Origin of the sequence: Jiangella sp. DSM 45060 (assembly GCF_900105175.1) — a bacterium.
Taxonomy (GTDB): domain Bacteria; phylum Actinomycetota; class Actinomycetes; order Jiangellales; family Jiangellaceae; genus Jiangella.
On sequence record NZ_LT629771.1, the window covers coordinates 4,048,578 to 4,075,159 of the forward strand.

The following is a 26,582-nucleotide window of genomic DNA, read 5'->3' on the forward strand; positions in this document are numbered from 1 at the left end:
CCAGCGCCGTCAGCTCGTCGTCGGGAAGGAGTAGCTGGCCGCGATCGAGTGATCGACTCGCGGCCAGCGCGACGTCACGACCTTGGCGCGGGTGTAGAAGGCGATCCCCTCGGGGCCGTGGACGTGCGACTGGCCGAACAGCGAGTCCTTCCAGCCGCCGAACGAGTAGTAGGCCATGGGCACCGGGATCGGCACGTTGATCCCGATCATGCCGACCTTGACGCCGCGCTGGAACCGCCGCGCCGCCTCGCCGGAACCGGTGAAGATGGCGGTGCCGTTGCCGTAGGGGTTCGCGTTGATCAGCGCGATCGCCTCGTCGACGTCGTCGGCGCGGACGACCGACAGGACCGGGCCGAAGATCTCGTCTCGGTAGACGTCCATCGACGGGGTGACGCGGTCGAGGACGGTGGGCCCGACGAAGAAGCCGTCCTCGTGGCCGGGCACGACCAGCCCGCGCCCGTCGACGGTGACCTCGGCGCCCTGCCGCTCGCCGCCGTCGATGTAGCCGGTGATCCGGTCGCGCGCGGCGGCGGTGACGACGGGGCCCATCTCGCTGGCCTCGTCGCGGCCGGGCCCGACCCGGACGGCGGACGCCTTGGCCGCCACCGCCTCGACCAGCCGGTCCGCGCCGCTGCCCACCGCGACCGCCGCCGAGATGGCCATGCACCGTTCCCCCGCCGACCCCATGGCCGCCGCGATCAGGTGGTCCGAGGCGAAGTCGAGGTCGGCGTCGGGCAGCACGACGGCGTGGTTCTTGGCGCCGCCGAGGGCCTGCACGCGCTTGCCGTTGGCGCTGGCCCGCTGGTGGATGTACTTGGCGATGGGGGTGGAGCCGACGAACGAGACGGCGGCGACGTCGGGGTGGTCCAGCAGCGCGTCGACGGCGGACTTGTCGCCGTTGACGACGCTGAAGACGCCGTCCGGCAGCCCCGCCTCGGCCCACAGCCGGGCCACCAGCTGCGACGCCGACGGGTCCCGCTCGCTCGGCTTGAGCACGAACGCGTTGCCGCAGGCGATGGCGACCGGGTGCATCCACATCGGCACCATGACCGGGAAGTTGAACGGGGTGATGCCGGCGACGACGCCCAGCGGCTCGCGGAACCCGTACACGTCGACGCCGGTGGACACCTGGTCGGAGTAGTCGCCCTTGAGCAGGTGCGGGATGCCGCAGGCGAACTCGATGACCTCGATGCCGCGCTGCACCTCGCCGAGCGCGTCGGAGACGACCTTGCCGTGCTCGTCGGCGATGATCTCGGCCAGCTCCCGCGCGTGCCGGGTGACCAGCTCGCGGAACGCGAACAGCACCTTGGTGCGCTTGGTGAGCGACGTCTGCGACCAGCTCTCGAACGCCTTGGCGGCGGCGGAGACGGCGAGGTCGACGTCGGACGGCTCGGCGAGCAGCACCTCGGCCTGCTGCTGCCCGGTGGCCGGGTTCCACACCGGCGCCGTGCGGGTCGACCCGGCCCGCGTCGTGGCGCCGTCGATCCAGTGCTCGATGGTCCTCATGCGTGGTTCTCCTCCGTCTGCCGCCCCAGCAGCGGCCGCTGCGCCTTCTTGTGCTGCTCGTACTCCGCGCGTGCCGCGCGGGTGGTGTCGAGCGCCGCCGTCTCGCTGACGGGGACGTCCCACCAGGAGTCGCTGTCCGGCGCGCCGGCCAGCGGGTCGGTCTCGACGTGGATGAGGATCGGGCCGCCGTCGGCCGGCGCCGCCTTCGCGTCGCGCAGCGCCGCGCGCAGCTCGTCCACCGTCGCCACCCGGACGACGGTGACGCCCAGGCTGGCGGCGTTGGCGGCGAGGTCGACCGGGAGCACGTCGCCGTCGAGCCGGCCGGACCGGTCGCCGCGGTAGCGGTAGGCCGTGCCGAACCGCTGCGACCCGAGCGACTCGGACAGCGAGCCGATGGACGCGAACCCGTGGTTCTGCACCAGCACGACGACGACCTTGACGCGCTCCTGGACGGCGGTCACCAGCTCCTGCGCCATCATCAGGTAGGAACCGTCGCCGACCATGACGAACACGTCGCGGTCGGGTGCGGCCATGCGGACGCCGACGCCGGCGGCGATCTCGTAGCCCATGGTCGAGTAGCCGTACTCGACGTGGTAGCCCTTCGGGTCGCGCGTGCGCCACAGCTTGTGCAGCTCGCCGGGCATCGACCCGGCCGCGTTGACGACGACGTCGCGCGGCCCGCTGACTTCGTTGACGGCGCCGATGACCTCGGTCTGCGCGGGCAGCGGCTGGCGGCCCGCGCCGTAGGCGGCGGTGACGACGGCGTCCCACTCGCGGTTCGCGGCGGCCGCGGCCTCGCGGTGGGCGTCCGGCGCCGACCAGCCGGCCAGCTCGGAGGTCAGCGCCTCGAGCGCGGCCCGGGCGTCGGCCACCAGCGGCAGCCCGGCGTGCTTGACGCCGTCGAACCCGGTGACGTTGACGTTGACGAACCGCACGCCGGGGTCCTGGAACGCCGTCCGCGACGCCGTCGTGAAGTCGCTGTAGCGGGTGCCGATGCCGATGACGACGTCCGCCTCGCGGGCGAACCGGTTCGCGCCGGGCGTCCCCGTCGCGCCGACGGCGCCGAGCGCGAGCGGGTGGTCGTACGGCAGGCTGCCCTTGCCGGCCTGCGTCTCGGCCACGGGGATGCCGGTGGCCTCGGCGAACGCCCGCAGCGCGTCCGTCGCCTCGCTGTAGACGACCCCGCCGCCGGCGACGATCAGCGGCCGCCGGGCGGTGCGCAGCAGCGCCACCGCGCGGGCCAGCGCGGCCGGCTCGGGGACGGCTCGCGGCACGTGCCACACGCGTTTCGCGAACAGCTCGGCCGGCCAGTCGTACGCCTCGGCCTGCACGTCCTGCGGCATCGCCACCGTGACGGCGCCGGTCTCGGCCGGGTCGGTGAGCACCCGCATCGCGCCGAGCAGCGCGGCCGGCAGCTGCTCGGGCCGCCAGACGCGGTCGAAGTACCGCGACACCGGCCGGAACGTGTCGTTGACGGTGACGTCCGGCCCGTGCGGCTGCTCGAGCTGCTGCAGGACGGGGTCGGCGACCCGCGTCGCGAACACGTCGCCGGGCAGCAGCAGCACCGGCAGCCGGTTGATCGTCGCCAGGGCGGCGCCGGTGACCATGTTCGTCGCGCCCGGCCCGATCGACGACGTGCAGGCCAGCGTCGACAGCCGGTTGCGCATGCGGGCGTAGCCGACCGCCGCGTGCACCATGCCCTGCTCGTTGCGGGCCTGGTGGTACGGCAGCGCGTCGGGGTCGGCCAGCTCGGCCTCCAGCAGTGCCTGGCCCAAGCCGGCCACGTTGCCGTGCCCGAAGATGCCGAAGCAGCCCTCGATCAGCCGGTGCTCGACGCCGTCGCGCTCGGTGAACTGCGCGGCCAGGAACCGGACGGTGGCCTGCGCGACCGTCAGCCTCATCATCGCTCCTTCCCCATGGGCAGCCGTGGGTCGGGCGCCTGCGCCGCCCACTCGTCGCGGACCCAGGCGTGCGCCGGGTCGTCGCTGATCAGCCACTCGCGGGTGGCGCCCGGACCGGCCATGACGTTCAGGTAGTACAGGTGGTACCCGGGCGCGGCGACGGACGGGCCGTGCCAGCCGTGCGGCACCAGCACGACGTCGCCGGTGCGCACCTCGGCCAGCACGTCGATCGGCCGGTCGTCGGTGCCGTAGACGCGGTGGAAGCCGAACCCGGCCGGGTCGCTGACCTCGAAGTAGTAGATCTCCTCCAGCTCCGACTCGACGCCGGGGAGGTCCTCGTCGTGCTTGTGCGGCGGGTACGACGACCAGTTGCCGGCCGGCGTGACGACCTCGACGGCGATCAGCCGGTCCGCGTCGAACGTGCCGGCCGAGCCGAAGTTGTGCACCTGGCGGGTGGAGCTGCCGGCGCCGCGGATCTCCACGGCGACGTCGCTCGCGGGCAGGTAGCGGGCGGCCAGCCGGTTCGTGCAGGGCGCGGCCGGCAGCGCGAACCGGGCGCCGTCAGCGTCATGACCGGCTGCGGTGACGGTGACGGACGAGTCGCGCGGCACGTAGACGGTGTCGGACGGGCCGCTGAACACGTCGGGTCGGCCGGCCAGCTCGAACCGCTCGCCGTCGACGTCCACCGTGCCACCGCCGTTCAGCGGCAGCACGAACAGCTCCTCGGCGCCGGTCTCGAACGTGTGCGACTTCCCGGGGCCCAACTCGAGCACCCGCAGCGACGTCCACCGCCAGCCCTCGACGGTCGACGGGGTCAGCTCGACGGCGTACGGGCCGCGCGCGGCGGTCCCGGCCGGGTGGTACCAGCTCATAGCAGGCTCACCGCCGTGTCGACCGCCGCCGCGACGTCGCCGTCCGGCGGGTACAGCAGCGTCCGCCCGACCACCAGGCCCAGCGCCGTCGGCAGCCGCAGCACCTTCTCCCACTGCCGGAACGCGGCGTCGGGGTCGTCCGGGACCTCGCCTCCGAGCAGTACCGCCGGCAGCGTCGACGCCGCCAGCACCCGCTCCATGCCGGCCGGGTCGTCGTCGACGACGGGCAGCTTCAGCCAGGTGTAGGCGGACGTGTTGCCCAGCCCGGCCGCGACCGTCACCGACCGGATGACCGCCTCGGTCGACAGGTCGTTGCGCAGCCGGCCGTCGTCGTCGCGGTAGGAGATGAACGGCTCGATCAGCGCGATCCTCCGGCGCTCGGCGAGATCGTCGACGGCGTGCCCGCAGGCCTGCAGCGTCGGCGCCGTCGCCGGGTCGGCGGGGTCGATGCGCAGCAGCATCTTGCCCATCTCGAAGCCCATGGCGTCGATGCCGCCGGCGTCGTAGCCGGTGAAGCGGTCGTCGATCTCGAAGACCGTGCCGGCCAGGCCGCCGCGGTTCATCGAGCCGACCACGACCTTGTCGTCCAGGGCGCCGAGCAGCAGCAGGTCCTCGAGCACGTCGGCGGTCGCCAGCACGCCGTTGACGCCGGGCCGGCTCAGCGCGACGACCAGGCGGTCCAGCAGCTCGCCGCGGTCGGCCATCGCCAGCGGGTCGGGCCCGGCCCGCAGCGCGCCGCGGGCCGGGTGGTCGGCGGCGATGACCATGAGCTTGCCGGTCGGGCCGAGCAGCGACGCCGGGCGCTTGCGGGCGGCGGCGGCCGCGGCGATCGCCTCGGGCCGGTGGATGCGCGTCTCGACGATGGTGCGCACGTGGTCAGCGGACATCGGCTGCCTCCAGGAACGCGGCTACCTCGGCCGTCGTCGGCATGGCGTCGGAGCAGGCCAGGCGGGTCGCGACGATCGCGCCGGCCGCGTTGGCGAACCGCACGGCCTCGCCGAGGGTGCGCCCGTCGAGCAGCTGATGGCACAGCGCGCCGCCGAACGCGTCGCCGGCGCCGAGGCCGTTGAGCACGTCGACGAGGATCGGCGCGACCTCGTGCTCGCCGGTGTCGTCGACGGCGAGCACGCCCTTCGGGCCCTGCTTGACGACGGCGGCGGCGACGCCGTGCTCCTCGCGCAGCGCCTTCGCCGCCGCGTGCGGGTCGCGGATGCCGACGGCCGTCTCGGCCTCGTCGACGTTGCCGACGGCGTGCGTGACGTGCCGGAGCGCCTCCTGGACGATCGGCCGGGCGGCCTCGCGCGACTCCCAGAACATCGGCCGCCAGTCGAGGTCGAGGACGGTGATGCCGTTGCGGCCGCGCGCCTCCAGCGCGGCCAGCGTCGCCGACCGGCTCGGCTCCTGGCACAGCCCGGTGACCGTCGCCCAGAAGATGCCGGCGTCGCGGACGGCGTCGAGGTCCAGATCGTCGGTGTGGATCTGCAGGTCCGGCGCGGTCGGCGTGCGGCCGTAGAAGTAGATCGGGAAGTCGTCCGGCGGGAAGATCTCGCACAGCGTCACGGGCGTCGCGAGGTCGTCGACGGCCGTCACGAAGCGGTCGTCGACGCCGTACCCCGTCAGCGCCCGGTGGACGAAGCGGCCGAGTGGGTCGGCGCCGGTGCGGGTGATGACGGCGGAGCGGCGGCCGTGCCGCGCGGCGGCGACGGCGACGTTGGTGGCCGAGCCGCCGAGGTACTTGGTGAACGTCGTGACGTCCTCCAGGCCCACCCCGGCCTGATTGGGGTAGATGTCGACCCCGACGCGGCCGATGGTCAGGACATCGTCGCTCATGCCCTGACCTCCTCGATCGTCACGACCCGGTTCTGCCGGCGCGAGAGGGTGGCGGCCTCGGCGACGTAGAAGCTCTCCAGCGCGTCGGCGACGGTGCACGGGCTCTCCCGCTCGCCCCGCGCGACGTCGACGAAGGCGGCGATCTCGGCCTCATAGGCGGGCCGGAACCGCGACCAGAACTCACGGAACGGCGTGCCGCCGGGGAACGTGACGCCGGGCTCGGCGGAGGTCAGCGCGGCGTGCTCGTCGAGCCCGACGACGTGGGTGCCGGCGGTCCCCGCGACCTCCATGCGCACGTCGTAGCCGGCGCCGTTGTAGCGCGAGCCCTGCAGCGTCGCCAGCGTGCCGTCGTCCAGCGTCAGCACGGCCGCCGACTCGTCGACGTCGCCGCTGGCGGCGAAGACCTCGGCGCCGCGATTCGCGCCGGTGGCGTACACCGTCGTGACCTCGCGGCCGGTGACCCAGCGCAGGATGTCGAAGTCGTGGATGTGGCAGTCGCGGTAGATGCCGCCGGAGGTGGGGACGTACGACGGGTGCGGCGGCTCGGCGTCGGCGGTGACGAGGTGCAGCCGGCGGACCTCGCCGAGCGCTCCCGTCCGCACCGCGTCCCGGGCGGCGGCGTAGCCGGCGTCGAACCGGCGCTGGAACCCGATCTGCGTCGCGACCCCCGCGGCCTCGACCGCGGCCAGGACGGCGCGCGTCCCGGCGACGTCGGGGGCGACCGGCTTCTCGCAGAACACCGGCAGCCCGGCGTCGGCGGCGGCGATCATCAGCTCGGCGTGCGCCGACGTGGCGGCCGCGATGACGACCGCGTCGACGTCCGTGAACGCCTCGGCCGGCGTGGCGACGGCCTCGACGCCCAGCTCGGCGGCGACCTTGCCGGCCCGGACCGGGTCGGCGTCGGCCACCCGCACCGCCGTCACCGCCGGATGGTCGCGCACCACCTGCGCGTGCGCCGCCCCGATGCGGCCGACCCCGACGAACCCCACACGCATGCCAGCTCCCTCCACTTTGTCTAGACAAACTAACATACTGACGAACGCTCCTCGTGTCGTCCTGCGACCCGCGACAGGCCGCGAGGTCTATCGTGGAAGCGCATTCCTTCGGACGACGGGAGAGTCATGGCCGAGCAACCGCGCGGTTCGGTCACGCTGATGGACGTCGCGGCCCGCGCCGGCGTCTCGCTGGCCACGGCGTCGCGCGCGTTGAACGGCAGCACCCGCAAGGTCGGCGACGACCTGCGCGAGCGCGTGCTCGCCGCCGCCCGCAGCCTCAACTATGCCGCGAACGCGCAGGCCCAGGCCATGGCGCGGGGGCGCACCAACGTCGTCGGCCTGGTGGTGCACGACATCGCCGACCCCTACTTCTCCTCCATCGCCGCCGGCGTCATGGAGGCCGCCGAGGGACACCACGTCCTCGTCACGCTCGGCAGCACGCTGCGCCGGCCCGAGCGCGAGGTCGACTACCTCGTCGCGCTGCGCGGGCAGCGCAGCCGCGCCGTCATCCTCGCCGGCAGCCGCATGGACGACAGCCCGGTCGCCGAGGCGCTGCGCCGCGAGATCGACATCTTCGAGAACGACGGCGGCAACGTCGTCGCCATCTCGCAGAAGCAGCTGCCGGTCGACACCGTCGTCATCGAGAACCGCCTCGGCGCCCGCGACCTCGCCACGTCGCTGGTCGGGCTCGGGTACCGCCGCTTCGGCGTGCTGGCCGGTCCCGACGCCATGCTGACGGCGCGCGACCGCGTCCACGGGTTCCGCGAGGGACTCGGCCGCTCCGGCATCGACCTCGACCCCGCGTTCGTCGTCCACGGCGCGTTCACCCGCGACGGCGGCTACCAGGCCATGAGCGCGCTGCTCGGACGCATCGGCGAGCTCGACTGCGTCTTCGCCGTCAACGACGTCATGGCCGTCGGCGCCATGGTGGCCGGGCGCGAGCACGGCCTCGAGGTCCCGCGCGACCTCGGCCTCGCCGGCTTCGACGACATCAGCACCCTGCGCGACGTCAACCCGGCCCTGACGACGGTCCGGCTCCCGCTCGAGAAGGTCGGCTCGTCGGCGTTCGAACTGGTGCTGAGCGCGGCCGACCGCACCAAGCCGCGGACCCGGCGCATCAAGGGCGAGGTCGTCCTCCGGCAGAGCACCCGCACCGTCGCGGACTGACCGGCAGCGCCACGCCCGGCCGTTCGCCGGTTTCCCGCCCACACCCCCACACCCCACACCCCCACGCCAAGTTGATCTTGGAGCAAGCGGCGAGTTTCCGCCCGATTCGCCCGATTGGTTCCGCGGTTTCTCCAAGCTCAACTTGGCGTCGGGCGTGGATGGTGCGACGTGCGGAGTCGGCCGCGCCGCCACCGCACCGGCCGCACCACGGGACTCCGCGTCCTGGTCTGGCGTGACGTCCTGGTCTCCCGTCGCGAGCACGAGCCGATATCGATCGTTTCGCGTCACGGCAGACCAGCACGCGACGCCAGACCGACCGGAGCGCCACGCCCGGGCCGTCCCCGGATTTCCCGCCCATCACCGGGTAAGCGCCTTCCCTATTTGGCCAGATGACACGACGAATTCGGCCCGAACCGCCTGCCACCTGGCGACATCCCCGTCGCACCAGAGGTTGCGCGCCCGCGCCGCCACGCCGTACGGTGTGTGGGCAAGCGCTTTCCACAGGAGGTGGCATGGCAGTCAAGTCGCTCGGTGTCGTGATGAACGGCGTCACCGGCCGCATGGGTTACCGGCAGCATCTGGTCCGGTCGATCCTCGCGATCAACGAGCAGGGCGGGGTCGAGCTGTCCGACGGCTCCCGCGTCACGCTCGACCCGCTCCTGGTGGGCCGCAGCGACGAGAAGCTGCGCGACATCGCGACGCGGCACGGTCTGGAACGGTGGACCACCGACCTCGACACCGCGCTCGGCGACGCCGCCAACGTCGTCTACTTCGACGCCCAGTTGACCTCCGTGCGCGAGGAGGCGATCGTCAAGGCGATCGACGCCGGCAAGCACGTCTACACCGAGAAGCCGGTGTCCGAGACCGTCGAGGGCGCGCTGACGCTGGCGAAGCGGGCCAAGACGGCCGGCGTGAAGAACGGCGTCGTGCACGACAAGCTGTTCCTGCCCGGGCTGCTGAAGCTGCGCCGGCTGATCGACAGCGGGTTCTTCGGCCGCATCCTGTCGGTGCGGGGCGAGTTCGGCTACTGGGTGTTCGAGGGCGACTGGCAGCAGGCGCAGCGGCCCAGCTGGAACTACCGCAGCGAGGACGGCGGCGGCATCGTCGTCGACATGTTCTGCCACTGGGACTACGTGCTGACGAACCTGTTCGGCCGGGTCGAGGCGGTCACCGCGCGCGCCGTCACACACATCCCGGAACGGTGGGACGAGCACGGCCGGCGCTACGACGTCACCGCCGACGACGCCGCGTACGCGATCTTCGAGCTGGCCGGCGGCGTCGTCGCGCAGTTCAACTCGTCGTGGGCGGTGCGCGTGCACCGCGACGAGCTGCTGGAGCTGCAGGTCGACGGCACGCTCGGCAGCGCCGTCGCCGGGCTGCACCACTGTGTCATCCAGCCGCGCACCGCGACGCCGCGGCCGACGTGGAACCCCGACCTCGCCGACGAGCAGCGCTACCGCGAGCAGTGGCAGGACGTCCCCGACAACGCGCCGCCGCAGAACGGCTTCAAGGCGCAGTGGGAGCAGTTCGTCCGGCACGTCGTGGAGGACGGCCCGCACCCGTACGACTTCCTCGCCGGCGCCCGCGGGGTGCGGCTCGCGCAGGCCGGGCTGCAGTCGTCCGACGACGGCTGCCGGGTGGAGCTGCCGGAGCTGACGCTGTGACCGGCCTCGAGCTGCGGCTGCCCGGCGCGGACGGCAAGCTGCGGACGTACACGATGAACACGCCGGGCGCGTGGACGCGGCCGGCCGCGCCGTTCGCGTCGCGGGTCGCGTTCGCCGCCGCGCACGTCGTCGCCGACCCGCTGGGCGAGAACCGGCCCGGCGCGCCCGCCGTCGTCGACTGGGAGCACACGCTGGCGTTCCGGCGGCACCTGTGGTCGTACGGGCTGGGCGTCGCCGAGGCGATGGACACCGCGCAGCGCGGCATGGGCCTGGACTGGGCGGCCACGCAGGAGCTGATCCGGCGCAGCGCGGCCGATGCGCGGTCCGCGGGCGGGCGCATCGCGGCCGGCGCGGGCACCGACCAGCTCACCGGCACCGCGTCCCTCGACGCCGTCGTGGCTGCCTACGAAGAGCAGCTCGGCGTCGTCGAGGACGCCGGCGCGCAGGTCATCGTCATGGCCAGCCGCCAGCTGGCCGCCGTCGCCACCGGCCCGGACGACTACCGCAAGGTCTACGACCGGCTGCTCGAGCAGGCGTCGGCGCCGGTGATCCTGCACTGGCTGGGGCCGATGTTCGACCCCGCGCTGGCCGGCTACTGGGGCGACGCCGACGCCTCGGCCGCCGCCGATCACGTCATCGCGCTGATCGAGGACCACGCGGCGAAGGTCGACGGCATCAAGGTGTCGCTGCTGGACGCCACGTTCGAGGAGGCGCTGCGGTCGCGGCTGCCCGCCGGCGTCCGGATGTACACCGGCGACGACTACCACTACCCGGAGCTGATCCGCGGCTCGTCCGACGCGCTGCTCGGGATCTTCGCGGCCATCGCCCCCGCGGCGTCGGCGGCGCTGCAGGCGCTGGACCGCGGCGACGTCGCCGCCTACGAGGCCGCCTTCGCGCCGACCGTCCCGCTGGCCCGTCAGGTGTTCGGCGAGCCCACCTATTACTACAAGGCCGGCATCGCGTTCCTCGCCTGGCTGTCCGGCCTGCAGCCGGGGTTCGTCATGGTCGGCGGGCTGCAGAGTGCGCGGTCGCTCCCCCACCTGGTGCGCACGTTCGAGCTGGCCGACGCGGCCGGCCTGTTCCCGGACCCGGGGCTCGCGGCCGCCCGGTTCACGTCGCTGCTGTCGGCCTACGGGGTGGTGTGATGGACCGGCTGTCGTTGAACCAGCGGACCACCGAGCGGTGGTCGGTCGCCGAGGCCGTCGACGGGTGCGTCCGGGCCGGCATCGGCTCGATCGGGCTGTGGCGCGAGCCGGTGCAGTCGTGCGGCGTCGCGGCGGCGGCCCGGATGGTCGCCGACGCCGGGCTGCGGGTGTCGTCGCTGTGCCGGGGCGGGTTCATCACCGCGTTCCCCGGCCCCGAGCGCGACGCCGCCCTGGACGACAACCGGCGGGCCATCGAGGAGGCCGCGCTCCTGGGCGCGGACTGCCTCGTCATGGTGGTCGGCGGGCTGCCGGACGGGTCGCGGGACCTCGCCGGCGCACGGGCTAGGGTCGCCGACGGCATCGGCGCGCTGGTCCCCGACGCCGAGGCCGCGGGCGTCCAACTGGCGCTGGAGCCCATGCACCCGCTCTACTGCGCCGACCGCGGCGTGCTGTCGACGCTCGACCAGGCCCTGGACCTGGCGGCCCCCTTCGCCCCGTCCTCCGTCGGCGTCGTCGTCGACACCTTCCACGTCTGGTGGGACCCGGTCGTCGAGGCCGCCATCGCCCGCTCGGCGGGGCGCATCTCGAGCTTCCAGGTCTGCGACTGGATCACCCCCTTCCCCGCCGACGCCCTGCTGTCGCGCGGCATGATGGGCGACGGCCACATCGACTTCCGGTACTTCCGCCGGCTGGTCGAGGCGGCCGGCTACGACGGCCCCATCGAGGTCGAGATCTTCAACGCCGACCTCTGGGCCGCCGACCCCGACGAGGTGGTCGCCCTCATGCGCAAGCGCTACGAGGAACACGTCCTCGGCTGACCCGAACCGATTGGGAACCGGACCCCCTCGCCTGCTAAAGTTCAGCGTCGGCCGGAACGTTCGGTTCGCCGATCCCGCATAGCTCAATTGGCAGAGCATCTGACTGTTAATCAGAGGGTTCCTGGTTCGAGTCCAGGTGCGGGAGCCAAGTACAACTGACCAGCGCAAATGCCCGAAGAGGGCAGGAGCGCTGGTCTTGCATGCCGTCGTCACAGCATCTAACTTAGCGTCTATGACGGACGCCAACAAGGCACTCCTGCGGTCGTTCACCCGCTCGCTGCGCATCGCCAGGCGCTCTGATCGGACCATCCAGTCCTACGCTGAGTCCGCCGACCTGCTGGCAGCCCTCTACCCCGGCGTCGACTTCGAGTCCATGACTCGCGAGCACGTCGAGACGTTCATCGAGGACCAGCTCTCCCGGCACAAGGTGACCACTGCCAGTGTGCGCTACCGGAACCTGCGGCGGTTCTTCAACTGGATGGTCCACGAGGACTACATCGAGCGCTCTCCCATGGCCAAGATGACCGAACCCTCGGTCCCCGAAGCCCCCGTGCCGATCCTCACTGAGGCCGAGCTGCGAGCCCTGTTGAAGGCCACCGGAGGCAAGGACTTCGAGAGCCGGCGCGACCACGCCATGATCCGGCTCTTCCTCGACACCGGGATACGCCGCGCCGAGATGGCGCGACTGTCGCTGGACGATGTGGACCTGGACGTGCACGACGTGATCCACGTGGTGGGGAAGGGCAACCGGGGTCGTGCGGTCCCCTTCGGGGCCAGGACTGGTCAGGCGCTCGACCGCTACTTGAGGGAGCGGTCGAAGCATCCCAAAGCTCGTCTCGTGGTCGAGCGCGACGGAGAGATGGTCACTCCGTTCTGGCTCGGGCAGAAGGGAGCCATGACCGACAGCGGCATCCAGCAGATGCTCAAGCGCCGAGGAGCCCAGGCCGGTGTACCCGACCTCCACGCACACCGGTTCCGGCACACGTTCAGTCACCAGTGGAAGGCGGCCGGCGGCGACAGCAACGACCTGATGCGCCTGACTGGCTGGCGCTCCCCCGCGATGGTGGCGCGCTACGGTGCCAGCGCCGCTGACGAACGGGCGCACACGGCTCATCGCAGGCTCTCCCCCGGCGACCGGCTCTAGGCCGCTCGGGCGCGGCTGGACTTGTACGCCAGGCTCGTCATGTGCTTGCGTCTGGCGCTCTCTGCGAGCTTGCGGCGGGTGCCCTCGGGCAACAGGCCGTCGGGGTCCACCTCGCGCTCGAACCGGGCCAGCAGGCCATCCTGACCCCGCCTGGCGTTCGCCGTGCGGTTGGCCTCCCTGCTCCACCTAGCGTGGGCGGCCAAACGTGCCCTCATGGTGCGCTGCTCCGGGGTCAGGGTCTTGGGTGCGGCCATGCTGGCGCGCCTCCCTCTCGGGTAGGCGCACCGGCCTCATGCGCAGGATGCTGGGCGCGACTCCAGCCTTGATCCGCTAAGCCTCGTGGTCAGTGATGCGTGTGCCGCTGGCGACGCAACGGTGCGTCGTGCTCACAGCGACGAGAGCCTTCAATGGACCCGCAGTCCCACACGCGGCCGGCGAACCGGCCGCACGCAGAGCAACGCAGAACCGCCACGGGGCGGCCTGGCTTGGTCCACGTTGTGCTCACACACAAAGCGTGACAGAGGTTGCATAGCGCTCGCAACCGACATCGACGGCGCAGGCCAAGGGGCGAACGCCTGGCGTCAAACGCCGTACATGCGGCGCTCCTCGGGAGTCATGATGGCCACCAACTCTTGCCACGTGATGACGCGCTTGTGGTCGCACGGCTCGCAACCACAGCCCTCCTTGACCACGTACCCTGGCGAGCATGTGATGCATGAGGGTGGGCAGGTCCATGCCCTCACTGGCCGCCTTCTCGCGGGCCATGGACACCAGGTCATCGTTGAGCAGGCCCGCCCGCCGTAGGCCGCAGAACGTCAAGCACGGAGTTCTCCCCTGTCGTTGATGGATGCCCCCCGAGGCTGGGAGATCGTGGCACCCACCGGCAGGAGTCAGGCAACGGGTTCGGGGAAACGCGGGCTACAGCCAGTCCTGTTTGCCCAACCATGTGCGTAACGTGTTGCGGTTGACGCCCGCGAGGGCGGCAGCCTGAGATTCTGAGATCTCACCCGCTTGGACCAGTCGCACGGTGGCAGCTCGAAGCTGCTCCGTGACCTCAGCCCGCTTGCGTGTCAGTGCCTCGCGCTCGGTGGCCAGGCGTCGAACCTCGCGCATGAGCTGGTCGTCTGGCACGTCGGTCATTGTGTCACCCCCGCTCAGCTATCGTCACAAGCAAGGGACCGGGCAGCTAGCCTCTGCCCGGTCCCGATCCCTTGCGCTCAGACGGCAGCCCGGCTGCGCTCGATTGCGGCGATCTCGGCGTTCATGCTGTCCAGCTCGGCCTCCATCTCGCGGATCGATGCCATGATCTGAGCCAGCTCGCCGTCGTCCTCGGACCCGTGCGCGGCCCGCTCGTCGGCGGGCAGCATGGCCAGGCACTCGGTCCAGGAGAGGACAGGCTTGCCGCCCCAGCAGCTCTCGTAGTAGGCGTCAGCGTCGAAGGTGTCTGCGGTGTTGATGTGCTTGGCCATGATGTCCTCCTGCGGTGGTGTGTTGCTGTCTAGGACTAGACAAGCACACCATGCGCCGACCTGTCTAGTACTAGACGCCTACGAGTTCATGGCAGCAGGTCAGCGGTGCTAGAAGGGCTGAATGTACGGGCGCGTAGCCTCTTACGCGTACAAATAATGGTGGGCGCGTTGCGCCATGCACCCAGGAATATTGATAACCAGTCTCAATACCCCTGCATCGGGTGTCATGAGCGTAGGCTTTGACGCTACTGTCATGCCACTTGCCGGCACATAGAGGGCCTAGGCCCGTGACCAGGGGTGTAAGTGAACCTGTGGGTCCAGCGTCGCCCTGGCCTGGCGTTCTGGCTCCGTTCTCGGCGTGTCGCGCGGCGTGTCGCCCGCTGACCAGGGGTTTTCTGCCACTTTTGGCAGGATCTTGACCCCCCGATGCTTAATCCCGGCCCGCGCTCTACATACTGAGGGCACTTCCAAATGTGCGTCAAACTTTGGGTTTCTGGCCCCGTGGTCCACACGTTAAACAGCCCCGCAATATGCCCTGCAAACTGGGTGGTAGGGGGTGCAAATACCGGGTACCAAAGAGGGTACAAACTAGGGGGTAGTAATCCTTGGCCCTGAACCCCCGCATCTAGGCCCCCAACAGACCCCGCATCGGGGCTCCTGGCTCTAGGGACGGCCGGGCTTGCGCCCGTCCTAGAACCTGGTGGGCACTCCATGGGAGATCTTCCGAACGTTCGGAAGATCTGTAAGCAATCGCCACGCGGCGGTAATCCAGGAGCGTTCGGTACTCAACGCCGATCTCGTCGGCGTAGTTTTCAGCGGCGACGGATGAAGAGAATGGGCCATGGTCACCGAGGCTCTGAGGTCGTCGCGCCAGCGGCGGCCGAAGAGCCGAGGGTACCGAGCAAGGAGCCTGGCCCTAGGGGACTGCCTGGCGGCAGCCCTTGCCGAGGTGCTAGGTCAAGGGCCTGGTCCAAGCGCTAAGTCTGGGGAGGGCGGTTACGCCCGACCCCTTGGCCCGGACCTTCTCCTTTCTCTGGTCGCTGCAAGCGGACCCCGACGGAGTCGGGTCCGCGCCTAGGACTCCTGGTGGCGCCGTCCAGCGCCCGGCGTACGCCGGTCAGCGCGCGGCGGGTCCTGGCAGACGGAGGCTAGACCTTGGCCATGGCTCTGGGGTCGCCTACGGGCGCAAGCGCCCTCGGCTCCCAGCATTAAGGCTTAGGTGACCATGCGGCGGCGGGCAGCGGCCTCGGCGTACGCCGGCCCCGCGATGCGCCGGGGCATGGCTCTAGGTGCGAGCGCGGCGAGCCGTAGGCGAGCTAGCGAGCCTTGGGACAAGGACAGGTTCTCTATAGGCGGTGTCCCATGTCCCAGCACCATTCCCGCAGGTCGAATCCAGAGTGCATGTTCTTAGTTCCTGGTCCGGAGTCGTTAGCTTGCAAGCGCTAATCACCGCATGGGACAATTCTATTGAGAGCAAATCGGGGGAGGTTGTCATGGGCAAGCAGAGCTATGAGCGCGGCCCTTTGCGAGCCGTTCTGGCTCGCAGTGTGAACATGTCGTCTTGCCGGGTTCCGGGGTGTAACCACGAGCATCGGCGCTCTGTTGTGCTGAACGGGATTCTGCACATCCCGGCCTGATCACTCCCGGTTATCAGCTCTTCGTCATTGATCAGAGGCGCGCCGTCGAGCGCGCCCATTGTGAAACGGGGAACACATTGTTGGGACCGCTGGAGGCTGTCATGGTGAGAGACATCGAGATCCCTGACGAGCCGCCTTTCATCATCGGTGAACTGGTGCACGAATCGGCCACGCTCTTGTACGGGCGACCCGAGGCGGGGAAGTCGTACTACGCCATCTCCATCGCCGCCGCTGTCACCACTGGATCGCCGTGGCTTGGTAAGCCGACGCAACAGCGTCGGGTGTTGTTCCTTGGGTTAGACCCTGGGCAGAACCGACAGACGCGCCGCCGTGTGGAACTCCTGCCCGCTGACGCCAACTTCCTGGTCTCCACGGTGCGGCCGGGGAAGGACGATGCCTGGTGGTCCGCCTTCGCGGACTGGGCTCAGGGCGAGGGCATCGGCCTGGTGATCGTCGACAACCTCAAGCGGCTGCTCTCTCGGGGCTCGGTCAATGACGATGCCGCCGTGGGCGAGGTGCTTGACCACCTGGACATGCTCGTGGACCGGGGCATTGCCGTGCTCCTGATCCACCACCAGGGCAAGGCCGGCGAGTCCGGACAGCCCAAGACGACGCCGATGGGCGCCAGCTGCATCGAGGGCTGGGCGCGGCACCTGATCCGCGTTGAGCGCCAGTCCGGCACACGCAAGTGTGACCTCATCGTGGAGGGCAACGACGTCGACCCGTTCAGCGTGACAACGATCCACGTTCCCGAGGGAGACGGCGAGCACGGCGCCTTCTTCACCGTTGCCGGTTCGGCGTCGTCGAGCAAGGTCAGCAGGATCGAGCAGGAGGTCACTCGTCCGGACTCGATGGTGCGGATTGCTCGCGCTGTCCTGGACGCGGGGCAGACGTTCATGAGCGTCAATGCCGCTGCGCGCCACCTCGCGGAGGTTGGCGTTGAGGGCGAGGAACCTCGCAACACAGAGGCATGGAAGAAGGCACTCCAGCGCGGCGTGTTCAAGGACCTGTACCTATTGGGCGGCAACGGCCAGCCCGTGCAGGCCGGTCCGACGCTTCAAAGCGTCGCGACGTGGAGGAAGCCCTCCGAAGCTGCCGCCTGATCCTCCAGCACCACCCCTGTGAATGCAGCCGGTAGCCACCCCGGCCGATACGTAGCCAGACCTGAAGCCAATGGAGAACTGAATGAGTGAGCCCTTGGGCGAGGACAAGGTCACGTTGTGGCCAGCTGTCGAGCGATGGCTGCGAACCGTGCTCCCGGAAGCCTCCGACACGTTCCGTCGCCGTCTGGTCCGCGCGATCATCGCCGCGGCTCGCAAGGTCGAGGACGTCGACCCCGGCGACGCCGCACAGCAGGGCCTCATGTGGATCGAGCGCAGCCCGGAGAAGTTCGCCCGATGGGCCGACGAGGGCAAGCCCGCCCGCTTCCTGCGGCGGGCGCTCAAGCGCAAGATGCGGGAAGCCTGTCAGGCGGAGCACCCGCGAATGGGCAACCTGCGGGTACGCATCCCTGACGAGGGAGCCTGGGATGATGCAGGCGCCTTGTCGGACGTCGAGATCGGCTGGGCCTACGCCACGGGCGAGGCGGACACGATCGAGGACGGACGCGAGCCAGACCCCCTCTACCGCCGCCACGTCATCCACCACGCGACAAACACAGCCGCCATCAACGCGATCCTCACCGATGCCGGCGAGGTCATCCCGGCAGGCACCCGGCGGGACTTCGACGTGATCCGCGTCGGCGGTCGTTGGGTCGAATCCCCGGTGTGGATCACGTCCATCACGGGTGACCGGTACCTGATCGGCCGGCTTCACCCGGCCGACAAGCACGCCAAGCCGTACTGGACCCGGATTACCGCTGAGCGGTACGAGACGCAGCGCGAGCGTGATGTGCTCGCCGCTGCGCTGGCGACGTTGACCACACACGAACGCCGGTTGCTGGCGGACCGATACGCCTCGGGAAAGAAGAAGCCATTCAGGGACATTGCTGAATGGAATGGGATTGACAAGGACACTGCGAGATCCCACATTCGGACAGCTGAGACCAAGGTCACAAAGTTTGTTGCCGAGAATGACTTGCCTTTCGGTGAAACGTAGGGCAATTCGTCACCCAGTAGAGTGAAGGGGAAAGCCCGGCTTCGGCCGGGCTTCTTCATTTCCACAGGCTCCACTGCGGATTGGCCGGCCCTGCGGTGAGTATCAAGTTACCGGCATGAGCGGGTGCGCATTCCTCCGTGCGTTACTCAGGCAACCAATGAGGAGAAGCCAATGACCGACGTGACGACGATGACCGAAGGCGAATTGAATGCTGGCGATTCACCCAGGGATTCCGACCACGGGACGCCATTGGATGTCCGAGATCTCGCGGACGACGCCAGCAAGCGCAAATTCAGGCAGGAGATCGGTCGCCTCACTGAGAGAGTCGGGAGATTGAAGGCGGCACTGCGTGAGTGCATGACGCATCGCGACGAGCACAAGAAGCAACGTGACGAAATGCTCGAAGCATGCGACCTCATGAGGGCCAGTTACCGGGCTCTTGAATCGCGTCTTGAAGAGGCGCTTGTGGAGAACTACCAGCTCCGCGCAGAACGACAGTCCAGGGAAGAGGCGGCCCCCGCATCCAGCGGGGACACCGCCGCCCAGGACTGAACCCCAAGAACTTGCCGGGCGCCCGTGGTGTGGGGTCCAGGCGCCCGGCAACCAGACCCCACATGGACCCCAAGGAGAACGAAGTGACCGAGTACCAGATTCCGGACATCCCGTCTGATTGGGAAGCCCAGACCGACGACGAGGCATGGCTGGCCGACAAGCTCAAAGCGTCGAACGCTGAGCTTGAGCGACTCCGCACCCAGGCTCAGGCGCCTGAGACAGCGGCCGTCGAACAGCAGGTCGCCACGCCGGCCGTGGATGAGTCCGCGCTACGGCAGCAGGTTGCCGAGGCCAAGTCGTACGAGGACTTGAACGCGGTCCTGGCTGGTGCCGCAGCGCCCTCGCGGCTAACGACGGAGCAGGTCGTTGCCCAGCGTCAGGCTGGCATGACCGAAGCCCTCCAGGCGGACTCGAAGGAGTCCTTCTATGCCGCGCTTGAGCGGTCGGGCAACGCTGGGAGCCAGCTCCGGTGACCACGGTGACGATCGACCTTGGTGCGACCCCCGAGCCGTTCGACGAGGCGGCGTGGCGTCGGCGCCTGACTGGCGTAGAGCGGGATCGCTACTACGAGCTGATGTCCGAGATGCAGGCCGCCCGCGAGGCGGCCCGGCTGTGGGATCAGGTCGAAGCCGGCATCGAGGCCTACGAGATCCTGACCTGCAAGGCGGTGACCGCATGACGTTCGCAGTGATCGTTGCGCCGCCGCACGGCAACCGTGGTGACAAGATCGAGACCGAAGCGGTCGGCGGGTTCGCCTCCGCCGAAGAGGCCAGGGCCTACGCCGCCCACGCCCACGCGAACCTTGATCACTGGCTGCGGTCCGGTTCCGACCTCCGGAGCTACCAGCCGATGGTGATCGAGGTCGCCGACCACGGCGACACCTCATGGCCGAAACGCTGGGCCGATCTGGTGAAGCAGCGTGAGGCGGTTCGGCGCGAGGAAGAGGAGCGCCAGGCAGTCGAAGCGGAAGAGCGCGCAAAGGCCGCCAAGGAACGCGAGATTGTCGAGCGGGCCGTTGCGCTCCAGCAGGAGGCTGCCGCCCAGGAGAAGGCGCACTTCCTCGATCTCGCCCGCGCTGAGATTGAAGGCGTCAAGGCGAAGGCCGCTAAGAAGTGACCTACTCGTTCGAGGTCGAGTACGCGAAGATGCAGGAGCGGAAGCGACTGCGTGAGATCGCCAAAGGCGACCAACGCGAGGCATTCGAGCAAGACGCTTGGCGACAGGCACGCTTTCTCGAAGCGCTCGGCTACGAGCCGCCACAGGCGACGGTTGAGGAAATCCTCGAAGAGCTGACAGGCGAACACAACTACTAATGGCTTGACCCCACATCGACGGGTGTGGGGTTCCGAGGCCCAGGGTTCTTGGCGATTGTGCCGACCCTGGGCCTCGGCCATTCCGGAATGGACATGATGAACAGATCTAGCACCTGGTGGGCGAATAGGGTCGGCGAAGCCGCCGCTGCCACCGTTTCCCCCGTCCAGCGTCAGCCGCTTTTCGGCGTCGCGCACGATATCGGCACGATGACCAGCCTCACGCCGTCGCAGCGTCAGGCTGCGCTAAACGCCATGCAAACCGTCTCTGAGGACGAGGCGCTGCGCCAGCAGCAGCTTCAGGGCATGCTCGGCTGGTTCGATGACCTGACCTCGCGCGTCCGTGGCCCCAAGAAGCGGACCATCTTCGACCGCATCCGTGACACGACGGCTTCGGCCTTCGGCGCTGTCGGTGATGCCCTCGGTGCGGTCAAGGGTGGCCTGGAGTCGGCCAACGAATGGCAGGCCGACCTCCTTGGCTACGGCGATGCCCAGGACCGCGCGCGGGAGATCTCCGGCGAGGGCCTGGAGAAGTACGACAAGTACGTCGCCACCCCGGTTGAGCGGGGTCTCTCCACCCCGCTCCAGCTCGGGAACATCCTGGACGAGGCCCAGCGCAACGAGTCGTGGTCGGACAGCTTCGAAGCCCTCCTGGATGGCACCACGTACGAAGAGGCGTGGCACCGCACGGAGGACGCCACCTTTGGTCAGTCCGTGGCGGACATGTTCACCGACCCCGAGATGCGCGAGCAGGCGTACGAGGCCGGTTTCGGTGAGGATGGCCTGCCGCTGGACGCGAACTACCGGGAACTGCGCCAGAGCAACACCGCCTACAACTTCGTCAGCGGAACCGCGGACTTCATGCAGGAATGGTTCCTCGACCCGCTGACCGTGGCCACCGCTGGTGCCGGTCGCATGCGCGCCACCATCGTGGGTGACCTGGACCGGATGCCGCGCGGGAGCGCGGCCACCATGCGCCGCATTGTCAGCGCCCCTGATGACGCCCTGGAGTCCCTGCGAGGCCGCGCCTGGAATCCGGTGGCCCAGCGTTCCCTCCAGCTCCGTGAGCGGATCGGCCAGCTCCGTGACCAAGTCCGGGCCGGCGAGATGGACCAGACGGACTTGATCGAGAACGTCCGTGCCTTCCGCACGGACCCCACAGCCGCGGCTCTGTTCTACGACTTGTCTCGGGCGCGCAAGTGGGACGCTGACAACCTGGCTTACGTGGACGAGTTCGACGACGACGTGTTCTATCACGGCGTCGGAGCGATCCTCGGCAGCCCAACGTCGATGGACAAGCTGCGGGTCGCGTTCGGTGACCCCGGCCGGCAGATCGCAGACCAGATCGACGTCTTGCAGAACAAGAGCCTCCCCGCCCTGGACGATGAGGTCAGGCTTGCTCAGACTCGCTTCGAGGATGCCCTGACCGACCCGAACATCTCGGGCTTCCAGGCGTACGACCGTGCGTTCAACGCCCAGAAGGACATCGCGACCCTTCGCCGCGAGGGCGAAGGTCTCCATGCGCAACTGGAGGAGTACGAGTCCTACGGCCGGTTCATCAACAGCCTGGACGACCGCATCGCGGGGGCCTCGACCAACGTCGTTCCCACGGCTACCGGCTCCATCGTCGACACCGCCTCGCACACGTACCGCTCGGGTCCGCATGGTCGGGTGGCGACCGTACTCAAGTACCCGTTGGCGGCTCTGCGGAGCCGGCCTGGGGTCATGGACCTCAGCCGCAACATCTACCAGGAGTCGGCGGCCTACCTGACCGAGGCCGGCGCCATCGCCGGCAACAAGGGTTTGGAACGGGTCATCGCCGCGAACGGCGGGAACCTCGACCTGGACGGCTGGCACCGGAAGCTCACCAACCACGCGGCAAGCGCCTCCAACGACGTCCAGCGCCGGGCGGTGGCCGCTCAGGTGGAGATGTCTGGCATTGACCTCGTGGCGGCCAAGCACGGCCTGACCGGTGACGAGGCCCGCGCTATCGCCTCCATGTACAACCGGCGTCGACACGAGCTGTTCCGCGACATCGAGCGCCAGGGCGCTGAGAACCGCGCCTACAGCGCGGCTGCTGAGGGCGAGACCATCAAGTACCGCTACTCGAACAACGGCGCCGAAGAGACCATCGAACTCCCGCTGACGCTGACGCAGCTCCAGAACACCTTCATGCCTATGGACTTGAAGGCCCTCGACAACATCCTCACGCAGCACGCGGGAGGGCTTCGGGGTCAGCTCGCCCGCAAGGGTGAGCAGGCCGACTGGGTGTACAACCTGTTCGCTCAGTACTGGAAGCCGATGGTCTTGTTCCGTGGCGGCTACGTGGTGCGCAACGTGGCTGACGAGAGCTTGCGCGCCGTCGCTGCTGCTAACTCGCTCCTGGCGCTGCCAGACATGGCCAAGGCCGGTCTCATCGGCATGGCCAACCTCGCGCCTCGCACGCTGAACCGGGTGTCGCGGACGTGGAACCGGGCAGAGCGGCGACGCTACCGGCGTCGCCAGCAGCAGAACCCGCTCATGGTCCGCGAGGGTACTGAGTGGGTCTACGAGGTCAACCCCGACCGGCTCAAGTCGGTGGAGAAGAACCTCACCCCGGTCGAGAAGTACAACAGGTTGCGCCTGGCTGCCGGCGCCAGTGGCAAGCGCCCGCCTCGCGCTCCTGCCGTGGTGTCCAAGCTTCAGACTGCGGCCGACGGCGGGCAGCCGTTCGCGTTCGATGTGGCCAGCAACAAATCTCGAGATTTGAGTACGGTCACCCGGCTTGAACTGGATGACGCCGTGGTCCCGGACGTCGCGGGCATCGCCCGCTACGCCGAAGAGCACTCGGACCTGCTGTCGCACGCTGACGGCGTGCTGACCGTGACCCCGGTCAAGGGTGGGTTTCAGGTCGGCATCGGCCGCCGTGGCGCCCGCTACGCCAACCTGTTCAGCACGATCGACCAGATCGGCTCCCGTGCTGGGACGGTCAAGGGCGTCAAGGGCGCGAAGCTCCAGCACACCGGAGCCTTCGAGCGGGGCTACGGCGACAACTTCCGTTCGGTCGCGTCGAGCGCCCCGTTCCACCGCGTGATGACCTCGACCTACGAGTCGGAGCTTCGGCGCCTGCGAACTGAGGCCGGCCGTGGAGTGTCTTCCACCATCGGTGAGCAGGACCACGCCGCGACGTGGTTGCGGATCATCAACGACCAGCTCCGCCAGGACCCCGCCGTCCGGGCCAGGCTCGAAGGCAAGTCCCTCGACACGTGGGTCAAGGGTGAGGGCAGGGAGCACGCCAGCCGCATCCCGTGGCGTAGTGCCCAGCCCTACGTCTGGGAAACGGAGCTGGACAACCACCTGAATGCCCTGCTGCCGACTGAGGCTCTGCGGGCCAGGGTGATCTCCGGCGAGGAGATCACGGAGCTGGATCTTCAGCGCATCATCGACTCGCGTCCGATGGATGCCCCGAAGGCGCTGGACTCCAACGCCGTCGACATGTCGGTGGGTGGTCGCCTGTCCCAGATGCTCAGCGGCGCCAGGGACAAGACGTACAACTTCCTGGCCACCCTGCCGACGGATGCGCTCGTGCGGCATCCGTTCTTCAACCGCATGTACAAGAACCGGCTCAAGGCGGCGGCGGACACCCTGGGTGCCGATGAGTTCGTGGAGAAGGCGACGCTCCAGACGATGGAGCGCCAGGCCCGCGAGTATGCGCTGAGGCAGACCCGGCGCTACATGTTCGCAGGCGACGAGATGACCGGCCTCACGCACAACCTTCGACACCTCACGGTGTTCATGGGCGCGTGGCAGGAGTCGCTGATCCGCTGGGCACGCATCCTCTCCGAGCGGCCCGAGCAGTTCGTCAGGCTCTACGCGAACGGGTGGCAGCAGATCGACGACACCGGCTTCGTCGAGTTCGTTGACGCGAACGGCCTCGGCAAGGACGACCCCGACCATGGGTCGCTGGACTACATCCGCGTGCCGTGGGCGGATGACTCGCTGAGGTTCTTCGACAAGCTGATGCCTGGTGACCAGAGCGCCGCGGCTGAGGTCTTCTCAGACTTCAAGATCAACAAGAACGGTTTGAACACCGTCATCCAGGGCAACCCCTGGTGGCTGCCGGGAACGCATCCCTTCGTTCAGGTGGCCGCCTCGTGGTACCTCAAGGACCATCCGGATCTTGCCGATGAGAACTCCTTCAGCTCGTTCCTGACGAAGTACCTCACGCCCCTGGGGCCGGTCGGGCTCAAGGAGACGTTCCTCCCTGCTGCCTGGCAGCAGCAGACGCTCCGCTACCTCCAGGGTGCGGACGATCCGGTGTTCAACCGGCAGATGCTCACCAGAGTCCACCAGCAGCGCCTAGCCGACTGGGAGGCCTCCGGCCGGCAGGGTCCGAAGCCGGAAGCGCAAGAGTCCCTGGACATCGCCAAGGGCGCTCAGGCTGCCTGGATCGTGGCCCGGTTCATGTCCCCGGCGTCGTTCACGCCCGAGGTCAAGGGTCAGTTCTACATCGACCAGGCGAACAAGATCCAAGCCGAGCTTGGGTACGACGACAAGGCGTTCCTGACGTACCTCAACGAGTTCGGCGATGACCAGTACATGTGGTGGCAGAGCACCACGCAGAACCACACTGGCGTCCCGGCCACTTCGTCAGGGTTCAAGCAGTCCGAGAAGTACAAGGCCCTCATCGAGCGCAACCCCGAACTGGGGTTGCTCCTGGTGGGCCTGGGCACCGAGACGGACGAGTTCAACTATCAGGTCTACCGGCATCAGTCCGAGACGCCGATCTCTGGCCTCGACTCCACCACACAGCGGTCACCGCTCGGTCCCGAAGCGGCCGCAGCCGCTGCTGAGGAGCGCAAGGGCTGGTCGGAGTGGCAGTACTGGAACAACAAGATCGACGCCGAGCTGTCGGCCAGGGGCCTTCGCTCCGTCGAACAGCGTGGAGCTGGGGACCTGAAGCAGCTAAAGGCGATCCTCCGCGATGACATCGCCACACGCTACGACGGCTGGCGCGAGGCCATGACCGCCTTCGACACCGACAAGTCCTACGGAATCGTCAACTCGGTCCGCCGCCTGATCGACTCCGGGGACGCTCCGGACCGGCCGGATTGGCGTGGGCTTGAAGAGTTCGTGGATTGGCACGACCGGATAGGTGCCGAGCTTGACGCCCGGTCCATGCTCGGTGGCTCCCGCAACATCGAGGCTGAGTCCAACCTCGACCTGCTGTACGCCTACCACGTCAAGGTCGGTGAGCTGAAGCAGGAGAACTTGATGTTCGCCGAGGTCTACGACCGCTTCCTCGACAACCACTCCATGACCCTCGGTTCAGGTCTATAACCACAAACCCCCAACCGCAAGGCCCGGAACGCTTCGTGCGTCCGGGCCTTTCCCATGCCCTCATTAAGGAACTCAATGGGTACCAGCGTTCGCTACGACGGTGCATGGCGCCGTATTTCGGGCGGCGATCCGCCTAGGGGCGGAGCACCGATCGATCCTGACGGCCCTCTGGACATTCCGTTCTCGGGTGGCCCTCTGTCGGATTACGTGCGGAACCCGACAGCCTTCATTGACCCTTTAGCGATGTCGCCCGGCTGCCGCATCCCGACCGAGGCCCTGGAGGTTCTAACTCCGGCCCAGGCCCGCACCAGGGCGATGAATACCGGTCGCCTGGACGGCGTACTGATCAATTCTCGCCTACAGATGAACGAGCCCTTCTGGGGTGATGTCGTGGGTGAGGACATCGTCATTTATGGCGATGCCGCTATCGGGGCCACCGATGGCTCCACGGTAGGCACGGGCTACGGCATCGAGGCGTGGTGGTCCAGCTCCTCCGTGTTGCCGCCCGCCGGCAAGCGTCCGCACTTCAAGCACATCACCATCCTGGGCAAGGCGGCCCAGCCTGGCTACGTCTTCAACGCCAGCGCCAACCCATACACGCAGCGCGGGATCATCGGCGGTCCCATTCGGCTGTCTGGCGTGCTCGTCCGAGGTTGCGGAGCATCCGCCCTGCTCCACACGCGGGACGTGCTGATCGAGCGGTTCAGGTTCATGGACTACACGCGAGGCAGCGGAACCTCACACGTCGGCGGCATGCAGGTCACTCACGCCAACGGAACCGCGATCTTCCGTGATGGACATATCAGCGGCTATTTCGGGCCGAACGCCGGCTTCAATGCCGAGGTCGGCCAGCATATCGGCTCTGCCTGCATCCAGAACGGCTCGACCCTGCAAACACAGATCAACCGGATGCTATTCGAGAATGTCGCCTTGTCCGGTGGCAGTTACGGAATCATCGGCCCGAGTGGCTGGAGAGGTGGCGTCACGCCACCCTCTGACGGCTTGGTATCTGATTCAGGCTGGGCCGCTCTACGGCACTGTAAATCCCTTCGCGATCACCGAGAGAGCGGCGTAGCCGCGGCCGGGAATCTCGGTGAATTCGACATGGATGAAACCAACGTCTACGCCGACAACGGCGCCCCCTGGTAAGGACATA

Annotated in this window: 23 protein-coding genes and 1 tRNA gene; 15 read left to right on the forward strand and 9 right to left on the reverse strand. The window is 68.8% G+C overall.

Features of this window, described 5'->3' with window-relative positions; translation table 11 throughout:
• Positions 1-9 precede the first annotated feature (9 nt).
• Genes BLU82_RS18150 through BLU82_RS18175 form a run of 6 tightly spaced genes read right to left on the reverse strand, consistent with a single transcriptional unit; the run spans position 10 to position 7,104 of the window.
• Positions 10-1,506 carry a CoA-acylating methylmalonate-semialdehyde dehydrogenase gene (locus BLU82_RS18150; protein WP_092622531.1) on the reverse strand — a complete coding sequence of 499 codons (1,497 nt, stop codon included), beginning with the start codon at positions 1,504-1,506 and terminating at the stop codon, positions 10-12.
• Positions 1,503-3,407 (reverse strand): 3D-(3,5/4)-trihydroxycyclohexane-1,2-dione acylhydrolase (decyclizing), encoded by a 1,905-nt coding sequence (iolD, locus tag BLU82_RS18155; protein ID WP_092622532.1) that lies wholly within the window; start codon positions 3,405-3,407, stop codon positions 1,503-1,505. Before iolD ends, BLU82_RS18150 begins: the two co-directional genes overlap by 4 nt.
• The gene (gene iolB / locus BLU82_RS18160; protein WP_092622533.1) at positions 3,407-4,279 is read right to left on the reverse strand and encodes a 5-deoxy-glucuronate isomerase; all 873 of its coding nucleotides are present in this window, start codon (positions 4,277-4,279) and stop codon (positions 3,407-3,409) included. The genes iolD and iolB overlap by 1 nt, the downstream gene beginning before the upstream one ends.
• Entirely contained in the window at positions 4,276-5,166 is an 891-nt protein-coding gene (locus BLU82_RS18165; RefSeq protein WP_092622534.1) for an aldolase, read from the reverse strand. The genes iolB and BLU82_RS18165 overlap by 4 nt, the downstream gene beginning before the upstream one ends.
• Positions 5,156-6,109 carry a 5-dehydro-2-deoxygluconokinase gene (gene iolC, locus BLU82_RS18170; RefSeq protein ID WP_092622535.1) on the reverse strand — a complete coding sequence of 318 codons (954 nt, stop codon included), beginning with the start codon at positions 6,107-6,109 and terminating at the stop codon, positions 5,156-5,158. Before iolC ends, BLU82_RS18165 begins: the two co-directional genes overlap by 11 nt.
• Positions 6,106-7,104, reverse strand: coding sequence for a Gfo/Idh/MocA family oxidoreductase (locus tag BLU82_RS18175; RefSeq protein ID WP_092622536.1), 999 nt, complete (start codon positions 7,102-7,104; stop codon positions 6,106-6,108). The genes iolC and BLU82_RS18175 overlap by 4 nt, the downstream gene beginning before the upstream one ends.
• 126 nt (positions 7,105-7,230) lie before the next feature.
• Between BLU82_RS18175 and BLU82_RS18180 the strand changes: the two genes are divergently transcribed.
• The 6 genes from BLU82_RS18180 to BLU82_RS18205 all read left to right on the forward strand — a co-directional run bounded on the left by BLU82_RS18180 (position 7,231) and on the right by BLU82_RS18205 (position 13,042).
• Positions 7,231-8,271, forward strand: coding sequence for a LacI family DNA-binding transcriptional regulator (locus BLU82_RS18180; RefSeq protein ID WP_092622537.1), 1,041 nt, complete (start codon positions 7,231-7,233; stop codon positions 8,269-8,271).
• Positions 8,272-8,783: 512 nt separating this feature from the next.
• The gene (locus BLU82_RS18185; RefSeq protein WP_092622538.1) at positions 8,784-9,935 is read left to right on the forward strand and encodes a Gfo/Idh/MocA family protein; all 1,152 of its coding nucleotides are present in this window, start codon (positions 8,784-8,786) and stop codon (positions 9,933-9,935) included.
• A complete protein-coding gene (locus BLU82_RS18190; RefSeq protein ID WP_092622539.1) occupies positions 9,932-11,080 on the forward strand; it encodes a dihydrodipicolinate synthase family protein in 1,149 nt (382 codons plus the stop codon). The genes BLU82_RS18185 and BLU82_RS18190 overlap by 4 nt, the downstream gene beginning before the upstream one ends.
• On the forward strand, positions 11,080-11,898 hold the full coding sequence (locus tag BLU82_RS18195) for a sugar phosphate isomerase/epimerase (RefSeq protein WP_092622540.1): 819 nt from the start codon (positions 11,080-11,082) through the stop codon (positions 11,896-11,898). Before BLU82_RS18190 ends, BLU82_RS18195 begins: the two co-directional genes overlap by 1 nt.
• 72 nt (positions 11,899-11,970) lie before the next feature.
• Positions 11,971-12,046 (forward strand) — tRNA-Asn (locus BLU82_RS18200).
• Between the two features lie 84 nt (positions 12,047-12,130).
• Positions 12,131-13,042 carry a tyrosine-type recombinase/integrase gene (locus tag BLU82_RS18205; RefSeq protein WP_092622541.1) on the forward strand — a complete coding sequence of 304 codons (912 nt, stop codon included), beginning with the start codon at positions 12,131-12,133 and terminating at the stop codon, positions 13,040-13,042.
• Here the strand turns inward: BLU82_RS18205 and BLU82_RS18210 are convergent.
• The 3 genes from BLU82_RS18210 to BLU82_RS18220 all read right to left on the reverse strand — a co-directional run bounded on the left by BLU82_RS18210 (position 13,039) and on the right by BLU82_RS18220 (position 14,511).
• Positions 13,039-13,257 carry a hypothetical protein gene (locus BLU82_RS18210; RefSeq protein ID WP_197682302.1) on the reverse strand — a complete coding sequence of 73 codons (219 nt, stop codon included), beginning with the start codon at positions 13,255-13,257 and terminating at the stop codon, positions 13,039-13,041. The two genes, BLU82_RS18205 and BLU82_RS18210, sit on opposite strands and share 4 nt — an antisense overlap.
• 703 nt (positions 13,258-13,960) lie before the next feature.
• Positions 13,961-14,173, reverse strand: coding sequence for a hypothetical protein (locus BLU82_RS18215; RefSeq protein WP_172885642.1), 213 nt, complete (start codon positions 14,171-14,173; stop codon positions 13,961-13,963).
• Between the two features lie 86 nt (positions 14,174-14,259).
• The gene (locus BLU82_RS18220) at positions 14,260-14,511 is read right to left on the reverse strand and encodes a hypothetical protein (RefSeq protein WP_092622543.1); all 252 of its coding nucleotides are present in this window, start codon (positions 14,509-14,511) and stop codon (positions 14,260-14,262) included.
• Positions 14,512-16,249: 1,738 nt separating this feature from the next.
• Between BLU82_RS18220 and BLU82_RS18225 the strand changes: the two genes are divergently transcribed.
• From BLU82_RS18225 to BLU82_RS18265, 9 genes are all read left to right on the forward strand, one after another.
• Positions 16,250-17,251 (forward strand): AAA family ATPase, encoded by a 1,002-nt coding sequence (locus tag BLU82_RS18225; protein ID WP_092622544.1) that lies wholly within the window; start codon positions 16,250-16,252, stop codon positions 17,249-17,251.
• Positions 17,252-17,333: 82 nt separating this feature from the next.
• Positions 17,334-18,245, forward strand: coding sequence for a hypothetical protein (locus tag BLU82_RS18230; RefSeq protein WP_092622545.1), 912 nt, complete (start codon positions 17,334-17,336; stop codon positions 18,243-18,245).
• Positions 18,246-18,416: 171 nt separating this feature from the next.
• The gene (locus BLU82_RS18235) at positions 18,417-18,797 is read left to right on the forward strand and encodes a hypothetical protein (protein WP_092622546.1); all 381 of its coding nucleotides are present in this window, start codon (positions 18,417-18,419) and stop codon (positions 18,795-18,797) included.
• Positions 18,798-18,880: 83 nt separating this feature from the next.
• The gene (locus BLU82_RS18240) at positions 18,881-19,270 is read left to right on the forward strand and encodes a hypothetical protein (protein WP_157741098.1); all 390 of its coding nucleotides are present in this window, start codon (positions 18,881-18,883) and stop codon (positions 19,268-19,270) included.
• A complete protein-coding gene (locus BLU82_RS18245) occupies positions 19,267-19,476 on the forward strand; it encodes a hypothetical protein (protein WP_092622548.1) in 210 nt (69 codons plus the stop codon). The genes BLU82_RS18240 and BLU82_RS18245 overlap by 4 nt, the downstream gene beginning before the upstream one ends.
• Entirely contained in the window at positions 19,473-19,913 is a 441-nt protein-coding gene (locus BLU82_RS18250; RefSeq protein ID WP_092622549.1) for a hypothetical protein, read from the forward strand. The genes BLU82_RS18245 and BLU82_RS18250 overlap by 4 nt, the downstream gene beginning before the upstream one ends.
• Positions 19,910-20,110 (forward strand): hypothetical protein, encoded by a 201-nt coding sequence (locus tag BLU82_RS18255; protein ID WP_092622550.1) that lies wholly within the window; start codon positions 19,910-19,912, stop codon positions 20,108-20,110. The genes BLU82_RS18250 and BLU82_RS18255 overlap by 4 nt, the downstream gene beginning before the upstream one ends.
• A gap of 87 nt (positions 20,111-20,197) precedes the next feature.
• A complete protein-coding gene (locus BLU82_RS18260; protein ID WP_157741100.1) occupies positions 20,198-25,426 on the forward strand; it encodes a hypothetical protein in 5,229 nt (1,742 codons plus the stop codon).
• Positions 25,427-25,501: 75 nt separating this feature from the next.
• A complete protein-coding gene (locus BLU82_RS18265) occupies positions 25,502-26,575 on the forward strand; it encodes a hypothetical protein (RefSeq protein ID WP_157741102.1) in 1,074 nt (357 codons plus the stop codon).
• The last annotated feature ends 7 nt before the right edge of the window (positions 26,576-26,582 follow it).

Bases quoted from the DNA above. Each gene is read 5' to 3' on its own strand.
- BLU82_RS18260 (WP_157741100.1), top strand. From the start codon at position 20,198: ATGGACATGATGAACAGATCTAGCACCTGGTGGGCGAATAGGGTCGGC.
- BLU82_RS18175 (WP_092622536.1), bottom strand. From the start codon at position 7,104: ATGCGTGTGGGGTTCGTCGGGGTCGGCCGCATCGGGGCGGCGCACGCG.
- BLU82_RS18210 (WP_197682302.1), bottom strand. From the start codon at position 13,257: ATGAGGGCACGTTTGGCCGCCCACGCTAGGTGGAGCAGGGAGGCCAAC.
- iolD (WP_092622532.1), bottom strand. From the start codon at position 3,407: ATGAGGCTGACGGTCGCGCAGGCCACCGTCCGGTTCCTGGCCGCGCAG.
- BLU82_RS18230 (WP_092622545.1), top strand. From the start codon at position 17,334: ATGAGTGAGCCCTTGGGCGAGGACAAGGTCACGTTGTGGCCAGCTGTC.
- BLU82_RS18220 (WP_092622543.1), bottom strand. From the start codon at position 14,511: ATGGCCAAGCACATCAACACCGCAGACACCTTCGACGCTGACGCCTAC.
- BLU82_RS18235 (WP_092622546.1), top strand. From the start codon at position 18,417: ATGACCGACGTGACGACGATGACCGAAGGCGAATTGAATGCTGGCGAT.
- BLU82_RS18185 (WP_092622538.1), top strand. From the start codon at position 8,784: ATGGCAGTCAAGTCGCTCGGTGTCGTGATGAACGGCGTCACCGGCCGC.
- BLU82_RS18195 (WP_092622540.1), top strand. From the start codon at position 11,080: ATGGACCGGCTGTCGTTGAACCAGCGGACCACCGAGCGGTGGTCGGTC.
- iolC (WP_092622535.1), bottom strand. From the start codon at position 6,109: ATGAGCGACGATGTCCTGACCATCGGCCGCGTCGGGGTCGACATCTAC.
- BLU82_RS18225 (WP_092622544.1), top strand. From the start codon at position 16,250: ATGGTGAGAGACATCGAGATCCCTGACGAGCCGCCTTTCATCATCGGT.
- BLU82_RS18205 (WP_092622541.1), top strand. From the start codon at position 12,131: ATGACGGACGCCAACAAGGCACTCCTGCGGTCGTTCACCCGCTCGCTG.
- BLU82_RS18150 (WP_092622531.1), bottom strand. From the start codon at position 1,506: ATGAGGACCATCGAGCACTGGATCGACGGCGCCACGACGCGGGCCGGG.
- BLU82_RS18165 (WP_092622534.1), bottom strand. From the start codon at position 5,166: ATGTCCGCTGACCACGTGCGCACCATCGTCGAGACGCGCATCCACCGG.
- BLU82_RS18250 (WP_092622549.1), top strand. From the start codon at position 19,473: ATGACGTTCGCAGTGATCGTTGCGCCGCCGCACGGCAACCGTGGTGAC.
- BLU82_RS18265 (WP_157741102.1), top strand. From the start codon at position 25,502: ATGGGTACCAGCGTTCGCTACGACGGTGCATGGCGCCGTATTTCGGGC.
- iolB (WP_092622533.1), bottom strand. From the start codon at position 4,279: ATGAGCTGGTACCACCCGGCCGGGACCGCCGCGCGCGGCCCGTACGCC.
- BLU82_RS18180 (WP_092622537.1), top strand. From the start codon at position 7,231: ATGGCCGAGCAACCGCGCGGTTCGGTCACGCTGATGGACGTCGCGGCC.